This is a genomic window from Escherichia sp. 93.0816 (assembly GCF_013368855.2).
GTDB classification, from domain to species: Bacteria; Pseudomonadota; Gammaproteobacteria; order Enterobacterales; family Enterobacteriaceae; genus Escherichia; species Escherichia ruysiae.
In genome coordinates, this window is sequence record NZ_JABWNC020000040.1 from 1 (window position 1) to 9,965 (window position 9,965).

Sequence of the window (9,965 nt, forward strand, 5' to 3'; positions counted from 1 at the left end):
TCATAGAATAGTATCCAAATGTGCTTTTTTTTGGATAACGGCACTTATTGTTATATTCATGAAGATTATAATCACAAGGGAATACATAATGAAAAGAAAAGTTCTGGCAATGCTGGTCCCGGCGTTATTAGTTGCTGGCGCAGCAAATGCGGCTGAAATTTATAATAAAAATGGCAATAAAGTTGATTTCTACGGCAAGATGGTCGGCGAGCGCATCTGGTCGAACACTGATGATAATAACAGCGAAAACGAAGATACTTCCTATGCTCGTTTCGGTGTTAAAGGTGAAACTCAAATCACCAGCGAACTGACTGGTTTTGGTCAGTTTGAATACAACCTCGACGCCAGCAAACCTGAAGGTTCTAACCAGGAAAAAACCCGTTTAACCTTCGCAGGTTTGAAATATAACGAACTCGGCTCTTTCGACTATGGTCGTAACTACGGTGTCGCCTACGACGCTGCAGCTTATACCGATATGTTAGTTGAATGGGGTGGTGATTCCTGGGCTTCCGCTGATAACTTTATGAACGGTCGTACCAACGGTGTTGCAACCTATCGTAACTCCGATTTCTTTGGTCTGGTCGATGGTCTGAATTTTGCAGTTCAGTATCAAGGGAAGAACAGCAACCGTAGCGTTACAAAACAAAACGGTGATGGCTATGCGTTGTCTGTAGACTACAACATCGAAGGTTTTGGTTTTGTAGGCGCATATAGCAAATCTGACCGTACTAATGAGCAAGCTGGCGACGGTTACGGTGATAACGCAGAAGTGTGGTCATTAGCAGCGAAGTATGATGCAAATAATATCTATGCTGCAATGATGTACGGTGAAACACGCAACATGACCGTACTGGCTAATGATCTTTTTGCAAATAAAACCCAGAACTTTGAAGCTGTTGTTCAGTATCAATTCGACTTCGGTTTACGTCCGTCCTTAGGCTATGTCTATTCCAAAGGCAAAGATCTTTATGCTCGTGATGGACATAAAGGTGTTGACGCTGACCGCGTGAACTACATCGAAGTAGGCACCTGGTACTTCTTTAATAAGAATATGAACGTTTATACAGCGTACAAATTCAATATGCTGGATAAAGATGACGCGGCAATTACTGGCGCAGCAACTGATGACCAGTTTGCAGTTGGTATCGTTTACCAGTTCTAATCAGCCAACGCGCCTCGGCGTGTTACTATAAAACCTAATACCCGCCTGAGTTCGTCCCTCATCGAACTCAGGCTTTTTTATCGTCATTAAATCAGCAACAGCGGCACGCTAAACTGCCGTAGCATATCGACAAAACCCAATTCCTGAGTAGCTCCCAGCACAATAACATCTTCCAGTTGCTGTTCAGCCAGCTCTTTCACTCCTTCCGGAAGAGTACCAAAATAAACATAGGTATGGATAAACCCTTCAGGCAAAACCAACTGTTCTGCCAGTGTAGCTAAACGGCGCAAAGCCTGGTCACGTAGCACATATTCCAGACGATGCATGTCAGAAACATATCCCCGCTCCAGTATCCTTACATACTCCGGTATAAAGCCAAGCAAATGAACATGCCCTGATGAAACGTTGGCGAAAAATTGCGCATGACAAAACGCTTGCTCTCTATCATCCCGGGAAAAGACATTCACCGGAATAACAATATTTCGGTACATAGAAAATCCCTGAAAACATCTGAATATAAAAAGAATTTACATTATTATTAATTTATCTGTTAAATTTTATACTTACGCCATAAATACAGCATCATTGGGCACATTAAATCAGCTTCGCCTTAGCCGCTCCTGGCAGAGCAGCTCCAGGCAGCACCTGTAATTAGCACATCTGATGACATGTAATTAATCATATCTGTCATCAGTTAAACCTTAATCTGGATCATCATTTTTTCGCGACTAACGGCCTTACAGGGTAGTTTCATCATTATTTTTTTGCTAAAAATCTCATCGACGAATCTTGCAATCCCCCACTATGACGAGGGTATGCAATCTCATCTTTTCTGAAAAATGGACTAAAATACATTGCTACACTTTGAGTTTTTTATTGCAAATAAGGTGGAATCGGTGAGGTCACTATTCGATAATAGCAGTGTGTTTACCCAACCGTATTTAACATCCTCCCCTACCGCTTTCGGTATATTGACTCATTTTACGCTCCTGGTTAAATATAGCACCCAGCTCAGTCGCGAATATAGTGACTAACCTACCTAAGTAACAATAAGGAATACACTATGACTGTTCAAACAAGTAAGAATCCGCAGATCGATATTGCTGAAGATAATGCGTTCTTCCCTTCAGAATTTTCGCTTAGCCAATATACCAGTCCGGTATCTGACCTTGATGGTGTGGACTATCCAAAACCGTATAGCGGCAAGCACAAAATTCTGGTGATCGCCGCTGACGAACGCTATTTGCCGACCGATAACGGTAAACTGTTCTCAACGGGCAACCATCCGATTGAAACGTTGCTGCCGCTGTATCACCTGTATGCAGCAGGTTTCGAGTTTGAAGTTGCGACCATTTCCGGCCTGATGACGAAGTTTGAATACTGGGCTATGCCGCACAAAGATGAAAAAGTGATGCCATTCTTTGAGCAACATAAATCTTTGTTCCGCAATCCGAAGAAATTAGCAGATGTTGTCGCCAGCTTGAACGCAGACAGCGAGTACGCAGCAATTTTTGTTCCCGGCGGTCATGGCGCTCTTATTGGCTTACCGGAAAGCAAAGAAGTTGCAACCGCTTTAAAATGGGCAGTTGAAAATGACCGTTTTGTTATCTCCCTCTGCCATGGTCCGGCTGCGTTTCTGGCGCTTCGCCATGGCGATAACCCGCTGAACGGTTATTCCATTTGTGCGTTCCCTGACGCCGCAGATAAACAAACGCCAGATATTGGCTATATGCCTGGTCATCTGACCTGGTACTTTGGTGAAGAACTGAAAAAAATGGGAATGAATATCATCAATGATGATATTACCGGCCGGGTACATAAGGATCGTAAACTCCTCACCGGAGACAGTCCTTTTGCAGCGAATGCGCTGGGTAAACTCGCAGCACAGGAAATGCTGGCTGCGTACCAGGGTTAATCGGACATCACTTACGGTATAGTAAAAAAGTGGGGGTATTTCCCCCACTTAGATGATCACTCTGATTGCTGACGTTTTATCTCTTCTCTTACCTTCACTTAGCATCGACTTCAGATTGAAATGTGCATTGAAGCTATACAATACAAGTATTTTTGCGATACAAATATAATTTAATTGAATAATCAAAAACAAATAATAGAAATAAATTATGTATTATCTCGCTATTTAGCGATTTTAGAAAACGACTATCTCTGATAAACTCCATCACGTTTTAACCAGTAGGGAAGCGAGGTTGGAAATGTCGTTAGTGTCAATTTTTAGACGCATTGCATTCAGTTATTATGATTATTCATGTGCAAATATCAATATTGCAAATACTGAATTTGTGGTCATTCACATCCCCGACCAAATTGGTGATGCAATGGCTATTTACCCCATAATTAGATCGCTGGAATCACATAAAATAAAACATTTATTAATTGTCACATCTACAATTAATAAAGCCGTTTTTGATTCGCTTTGTCTTAAGGAGACTAAATTAACATTAGTCAGTATGACAATGCAGGATCATGCCAGCTTTAGCGAAATAAAAAGTCTGGCGCAAAGTATAAGAGAGCAATACGGTACACCGGATCTCTGCATTGAAGCTATGCGCAAGAAAAACCTGAAGACAATGCTGTTCATAAGTCATTTAAAAGCCAAAACCAATTTACAAGCGGTGGGTTTAACAATGAAATGTTATTCCTCCTTATGTAAATCGGCGTCGAAAATGGACCAGTCTCTTCGGGCGCCAGTACCAATGACATGGGCATTCATGATGCGAGAAGCTGGTTTTCCACCTGTCCGCCCCTTATTTGAACTGCCGATCAACAAAGAGGTAATAAACGAGGTACGTGATGAGCTTACCTCATTGGGTGCATATATTGCTCTTAATCTTGATGGTAGTATTCAGGAGCGAACTTTTTCAGGCTCAATAGCTCAAAAACTAATAGCTATAATTAAAAATGAAATAAATATGCCAATTGTCATTGTTCATGGCCCGAATGGTACTGAAAAAGCAATAGAACTAACGCAGTGTTTTGACAATGTCTATCATTTATCATTGTCACCTTCAATACCACGTTCTGCCGCCGTCATAAAAGATGCTTTTCTCGCAATAACACCTGATACTTCTGTTTTACATATGACAAGTGCTTATAATGTTCCTGTCATCGCAATATATGCTGATTATAAAACACGCTGGCCTGCTATGGCAGATATTTCAGAAACGATTGTGGTAGGGAAAAATATTGATCACATCAATCTGGATGAGTTCAGAAATACGATAAAAAGAATTATCGCAAAAATTCAGCCCTGATGTAGTTATCAGATTTAAGGGAGGTTAGATACGAGCCCGGTTATGGCTCACATTGAAAAGCAAAAAGCCTGCTCGAAAGCAGGCTTTTCAAAATTTGGCTCCTCTGACTGGACTCGAACCAGTGACATACGGATTAACAGTCCGCCGTTCTACCGACTGAACTACAGAGGAATCGTGAGAACGAGGCGAATATTACTGAGTGGCACTGCGAGTGTCAACACTAAAATTCACACGTTATTTCAATCGGTTAATTAAGCAACAAAATTGATATTTAATGAACATCTGGTGCTGAATATGTGCCTCGTTCATTCGCATTTCGCAGTCTTTGCAGCGGTTCCTGCTGATAAAATTGGCAGAAACGTTGCCACAGCGAGGGGAAACGAGGAGCAAAAAGCTCCGGGGCACTAAAAAAGTATTCGGAAAGCACGGCAAAACATTCTGCAGGGTCACTGGCGGCATAAGCATCAATGCTGGAGGCATTTTCGCCCACTAATTCAATTTCGTCCTGAATGTTATTCATCGCAGCGTGAAGATCGTGTTCCCAGCCCGCGACTTCACGTAAAGGAATAAAGGGGACACCACTGGCGCGATCGCCGTTCCGGGTGTCCAGTTTATGTGCAACTTCGTGGATAATCAGATTAAACCCAGAGGCATCGAAAGAATCCTGTATATCGAGCCAATTCAGTACGATGGGGCCTTGCTGCCAGCTTTGACCTGACTGAACGATGCGTTGATTATGTACCAGTCCTATATCGTCTTCCCATTCATCATCTACCACAAATGGCGCTGGGTAAATTAACACTTCATGGAAACCATCCAGCCATTCCAGCCCCAACTCCATAACAGGTAAACAAAACAGCAAGGCGATACGACCGCTTTTCAAAGCGTCAAGTTCAACTCCTTGTAAAGGAACCAACCGTTTTTGTTGCAAAAAACGTCCAGCAAGAGTGACTAATTTGTTTTGCTCCTGCTCAGTCAAGCTTGTCAAAAGAGGTATCGACAGAGCCTCCTTCCACGGAATTGCATCATCATGAACGGTTTCTTGTACTTTCCAGGGCCACTTAATCATCGTTTTGCTCGCAAACTCGTCACTTGAACAAAATTGCACGGACAGGGACTGTTAAAATGCCAAATTTCCTGGCATCATTGCAACAATCTGAACGGAGAGATGCCGGAGCGGCTGAACGGACCGGTCTCGAAAACCGGAGTAGGGGCAACTCTACCGGGGGTTCAAATCCCCCTCTCTCCGCCAATCATTCAAGCAATTAGCCCATCCCGTGTCAGTGACACAAATCTCATTGAGAAAATTCGAAAAATTCATCTGCGAAAATAACGCCAGCAAGTAGCCAGTGCTACCTTAGCGATCACATTTTTCTGTCTTTTGATTTCTAATACGCACCTGAATCCACAATTTTCTTCGTTTCCAGCACATTACAGTAGCCCCTATCCGTCCTCCATGCTCATTTTCGGGTATAAAAATATTTGCAGATGCTCTCTGTCGCGGTAGTCTCATAAGGTTCGTTTATAGATCGACGGCAATGTGAGTTACCTTTTTCCATACTAATTATAAAAAGACAGTACAGACAGGAACACTATGGACTCCACGCTCATCTCCACGCGTCCCGATGAAGGAACGCTTTCGTTAAGTCGCGCCCGACGAGCTGCGCTAGGCAGTTTTGCCGGTGCCGTCGTCGACTGGTACGATTTTTTACTCTATGGCATTACTGCCGCACTGGTATTTAATCGAGAGTTTTTCCCGCAAGTGAGTCCGGCAATGGGAACCCTCGCAGCGTTTGCCACTTTTGGTGTCGGATTCCTTTTCCGTCCGCTTGGAGGTGTCATTTTCGGCCATTTTGGTGACCGCCTGGGGCGTAAACGCATGTTGATGCTGACTGTCTGGATGATGGGGATCGCAACAGCATTGATTGGTATTCTTCCTTCATTCTCGACTATTGGCTGGTGGGCACCGATTTTACTGGTGACGCTACGTGCTATTCAGGGATTTGCCGTCGGCGGCGAATGGGGAGGCGCAGCATTGCTGTCCGTTGAAAGCGCGCCGAAAAATAAAAAAGCCTTTTACAGTAGCGGTGTACAAGTTGGCTACGGTGTAGGGTTACTGCTTTCAACTGGACTGGTTTCTCTGATTAGTATGATGACGACTGACGAGCAGTTTTTGAGCTGGGGCTGGCGCATTCCTTTCCTGTTTAGCACCGTACTGGTGCTGGGGGCATTGTGGGTGCGTAATGGCATGGAGGAATCCGCTGAATTTGAGCAACAGCAACATAATCAAGCGGCAGTGAAAAAGCGAATCCCTGTTATCCAGGCACTGTTACTACATCCAGGGGCTTTTCTGAAGATTATTGCGCTGCGACTGTGCGAGTTGCTGACGATGTATATCGTTACCGCCTTTGCGCTTAACTACTCAACCCAGAATATGGGGCTGCCACGCGAATTATTCCTGAATATTGGTTTGCTTGTGGGAGGGTTAAGCTGCCTGACAATTCCCTGTTTTGCCTGGCTTGCCGATCGTTTTGGTCGCCGCAGGGTTTATATCACTGGCGCAGTTATCGGAACCTTAAGCGCGTTTCCTTTCTTCATGGCGCTCGAGGCTCAATCCATTTTCTGGATAGTCTTCTTCTCCATTATGTTGGCGAATATTGCGCATGACATGGTGGTTTGTGTGCAACAACCGATGTTCACAGAGATGTTTGGTGCCAGTTATCGCTACAGCGGCGCTGGGGTCGGATATCAAGTTGCCAGTGTGGTTGGTGGTGGGTTTACCCCTTTTATTGCCGCCGCCCTCATTACTTATTTTTCCGGGGACTGGCATAGCGTCGCCATTTATTTGCTGGCTGGATGCCTGATTTCCGCAATGACCGCTTTGTTGATGAAAGACAATCAACGCATCTGATGGTCTGGCGAAGATCATTCGATCTTCGCCTTACACTTTTGTTTCACATTCCTGTGACATACTATCGGAAGTGCGGTAATTGTATGGAACAGGAGACACACATGAATAATAAGGGCTCCGGTCTGACCCCAGCTCAGGCACTGGATAAACTTGACGCGCTGTATGAGCAATCTGTAGTCGCTTTACGCAATGCCATTGGAAAATATATTAAAAGTGGCGAATTGCCTGATGAAAACGCCCGCAAGCAAGGTCTTTTTGTCTATCCATCATTGACCGTGACCTGGGACGGCTGCGCCACAAATCCTCCCAAAACACGCGCATTTGGACGTTTTACTCACGCTGGCAGCTATACCACCACTATTACCCGCCCTGCTCTCTTTCGTTCGTATCTCAATGAACAACTAACGTTGCTGTATCAAGATTATGGTGCGCACATCTCCGTGCAACCCTCGCAGCATGAAATCCCCTATCCCTATGTCATTGATGGCTCTGAACTGACACTTGATCGATCGATGAGCGCCGGGTTAACACGTTACTTCCCGACAACAGAACTGGCGCAAATTGGCGATGAAACTGCAGACGGCATTTATCATCCAACGGAATTTTCTCCGCTATCGCATTTTGATGCGCGCCGGGTCGATTTTTCCCTCGCGCGGTTACGCCATTATACCGGCACGCCCGTCGAACATTTTCAGCCATTCGTTTTGTTTACCAACTACACTCGTTATGTGGATGAATTCGTTCGTTGGGGGTGCAGCCAGATCCTCGATCCTGATAGTCCCTACATTGCTCTTTCCTGTGCTGGAGGGATATGGATCACCGCCGAAACAGAAGCCCCTGAAGAAGCGATTTCTGACCTTGCATGGAAAAAACACCAGATGCCAGCATGGCATTTAATCACTGCCGATGGCCAGGGTATTACTCTGGTGAATATTGGCGTGGGTCCGTCAAATGCTAAAACCATCTGCGATCATCTGGCGGTGCTACGCCCGGATGTCTGGCTGATGATTGGTCACTGCGGTGGATTACGTGAAAGCCAGTCCATTGGTGATTATGTACTTGCACATGCTTATTTGCGTGATGACCACGTTCTTGATGCAGTTTTGCCGCCCGATATCCCTATTCCCAGCATTGCTGAAGTGCAACGCGCGCTTTATGACGCCACCAAATTGGTCAGTGGCAGGCCGGGTGAGGAAGTTAAACAGCGGCTACGTACTGGCACTGTAGTAACTACTGATGACAGGAACTGGGAATTGCGTTACTCGGCTTCTGCGCTTCGTTTTAACTTAAGTCGGGCCGTAGCGATTGACATGGAAAGTGCAACCATTGCAGCACAAGGATACCGTTTCCGCGTGCCATACGGGACGCTACTGTGTGTTTCAGATAAACCATTGCATGGTGAGATTAAACTTCCCGGCCAGGCTAACCGTTTTTATGAAGGTGCAATTTCCGAACACCTACAGATTGGTATCCGGGCAATTGATTTACTGCGCGCTGAAGGCGATCGACTGCATTCCCGTAAACTACGAACCTTTAATGAGCCACCGTTCCGATAATGAGCTCAGATCCTTTGCGTCAGGAAAAGATGTGAAGGATTTTAAAAGCAAAAAGCCCGCTATCAAAGCGGGCTTTTCAAAATTTGGCTCCTCTGACTGGACTCGAACCAGTGACATACGGATTAACAGTCCGCCGTTCTACCGACTGAACTACAGAGGAATCGTGAGAACGGGGCGAATATTAACGATGCCCATCCGCATTGTCAAAGCCTGTTTTTTAATTTTGAAATCGTTTGCTGAAATATTCTGCGTTTTGTCGTTTATTCCGACACGGCTGGCTTTTTTTCACACTTTTCATGTTCAGTGCGAGGATATTTCCATAGCCAGCGCCCGGTCACCATCCGCCAGTAAAACAACACAGCACGCACGGCCCAATCGGCAAACATCCCCATCCAAACGCCAACCACGCCCCAGCCAAGCATAATTCCCAGCGCATAACCTACTACCACTCGGCATCCCCACATGCTCAACATAGAAACCCACATGGCATAGCGGGCATCACGAGCACCTTTAAAACCCGCAGGTAATACCCATGAGGCGGACCAAATAGGCATAAACAACGCGTTTAGCCAAATAAGAATCACAACCACGTGTTTAACCTGGGGATCCTGGGTATAAAACGACGCCATAACCCCGGCAAAAGGAGCCGTTAACCAGGCTATCGCTGTTAACCCAAGGGTGGACAACCAGAAAACATGCCTCAACTGTATTTCTGCTTGCGCTATCTGCCCTACTCCCAGCCTTCGACCAGTAATTATCGTAGAAGCAGAACCGAGCGCACTCCCAGGTAAATTGATAAGAGCCGCGATCGAAAAAGCGATAAAATTCCCGGCAATAACGCTGGTTCCCATACCGGCAACAAACATTTGTGTTAATAACCGGCCACTGGTAAATAATACTGATTCAACACTCGCTGGAATACCAATTCCCATAACTTCCCAGATAATGCTGAAATTCAATGGCTTAAAATAGCTCTTTAACGAGATTCGTAGCGCAGGATTAAAGCCAATCGCCAGTACCCACAAAATTGCAATTGCGCCAATATAACGGGAAATAGTTAATCC

7 protein-coding genes, 3 tRNA genes and 1 pseudogene are annotated in these 9,965 nt (G+C 45.1%); 6 read left to right on the forward strand and 5 right to left on the reverse strand.

The features are described from left to right. Positions 1–88: 88 nt before the first annotated feature. On the forward strand, positions 89–1,162 hold the full coding sequence (locus HEM79_RS21690; RefSeq protein WP_105282919.1) for a porin: 1,074 nt from the start codon (positions 89–91) through the stop codon (positions 1,160–1,162). A gap of 86 nt (positions 1,163–1,248) precedes the next feature. On the opposite strand, the gene HEM79_RS21695 is transcribed toward HEM79_RS21690, so the two are convergent. Further along, positions 1,249–1,653 (reverse strand): universal stress protein, encoded by a 405-nt coding sequence (locus HEM79_RS21695; RefSeq protein ID WP_105286918.1) that lies wholly within the window; start codon positions 1,651–1,653, stop codon positions 1,249–1,251. A 572-nt stretch (positions 1,654–2,225) separates the two neighbouring features. On the opposite strand from HEM79_RS21695, the gene hchA reads away from it, so the two are divergent. Further along, on the forward strand, positions 2,226–3,077 hold the full coding sequence (hchA, locus tag HEM79_RS21700; RefSeq protein ID WP_000218187.1) for a glyoxalase III HchA: 852 nt from the start codon (positions 2,226–2,228) through the stop codon (positions 3,075–3,077). 298 nt (positions 3,078–3,375) lie between these two features. Beyond that, the gene (locus HEM79_RS21705) at positions 3,376–4,434 is read left to right on the forward strand and encodes a glycosyltransferase family 9 protein (RefSeq protein ID WP_176241551.1); all 1,059 of its coding nucleotides are present in this window, start codon (positions 3,376–3,378) and stop codon (positions 4,432–4,434) included. 95 nt (positions 4,435–4,529) lie between these two features. Here the strand turns inward: HEM79_RS21705 and HEM79_RS21710 are convergent. Together HEM79_RS21710 and mtfA are read right to left on the reverse strand one after the other, a co-directional pair. Beyond that, positions 4,530–4,605, reverse strand: a tRNA-Asn gene (locus tag HEM79_RS21710). Between the two features lie 100 nt (positions 4,606–4,705). Continuing rightward, positions 4,706–5,503, reverse strand: coding sequence for a DgsA anti-repressor MtfA (gene mtfA, locus HEM79_RS21715; protein ID WP_024165184.1), 798 nt, complete (start codon positions 5,501–5,503; stop codon positions 4,706–4,708). A gap of 93 nt (positions 5,504–5,596) precedes the next feature. On the opposite strand from mtfA, the gene HEM79_RS21720 reads away from it, so the two are divergent. The 3 genes from HEM79_RS21720 to amn all read left to right on the forward strand — a co-directional run bounded on the left by HEM79_RS21720 (position 5,597) and on the right by amn (position 8,901). Next, positions 5,597–5,686: transfer RNA gene (locus tag HEM79_RS21720), tRNA-Ser, on the forward strand. A 342-nt stretch (positions 5,687–6,028) separates the two neighbouring features. Beyond that, positions 6,029–7,345, forward strand: coding sequence for a shikimate transporter (gene shiA, locus HEM79_RS21725; protein ID WP_021550951.1), 1,317 nt, complete (start codon positions 6,029–6,031; stop codon positions 7,343–7,345). 101 nt (positions 7,346–7,446) lie between these two features. Next, positions 7,447–8,901, forward strand: a complete 1,455-nt coding sequence (amn, locus tag HEM79_RS21730) for an AMP nucleosidase (RefSeq protein WP_001060211.1) — start codon at positions 7,447–7,449, stop codon at positions 8,899–8,901. 84 nt (positions 8,902–8,985) lie between these two features. Here amn and HEM79_RS21735 read toward each other — a convergent pair. Next, positions 8,986–9,061 (reverse strand) — tRNA-Asn (locus HEM79_RS21735). A 100-nt stretch (positions 9,062–9,161) separates the two neighbouring features. After that, positions 9,162–9,965 (reverse strand): annotated as a pseudogene (gene yeeO, locus HEM79_RS21740) (toxic metabolite efflux MATE transporter YeeO); the annotation flags it as partial.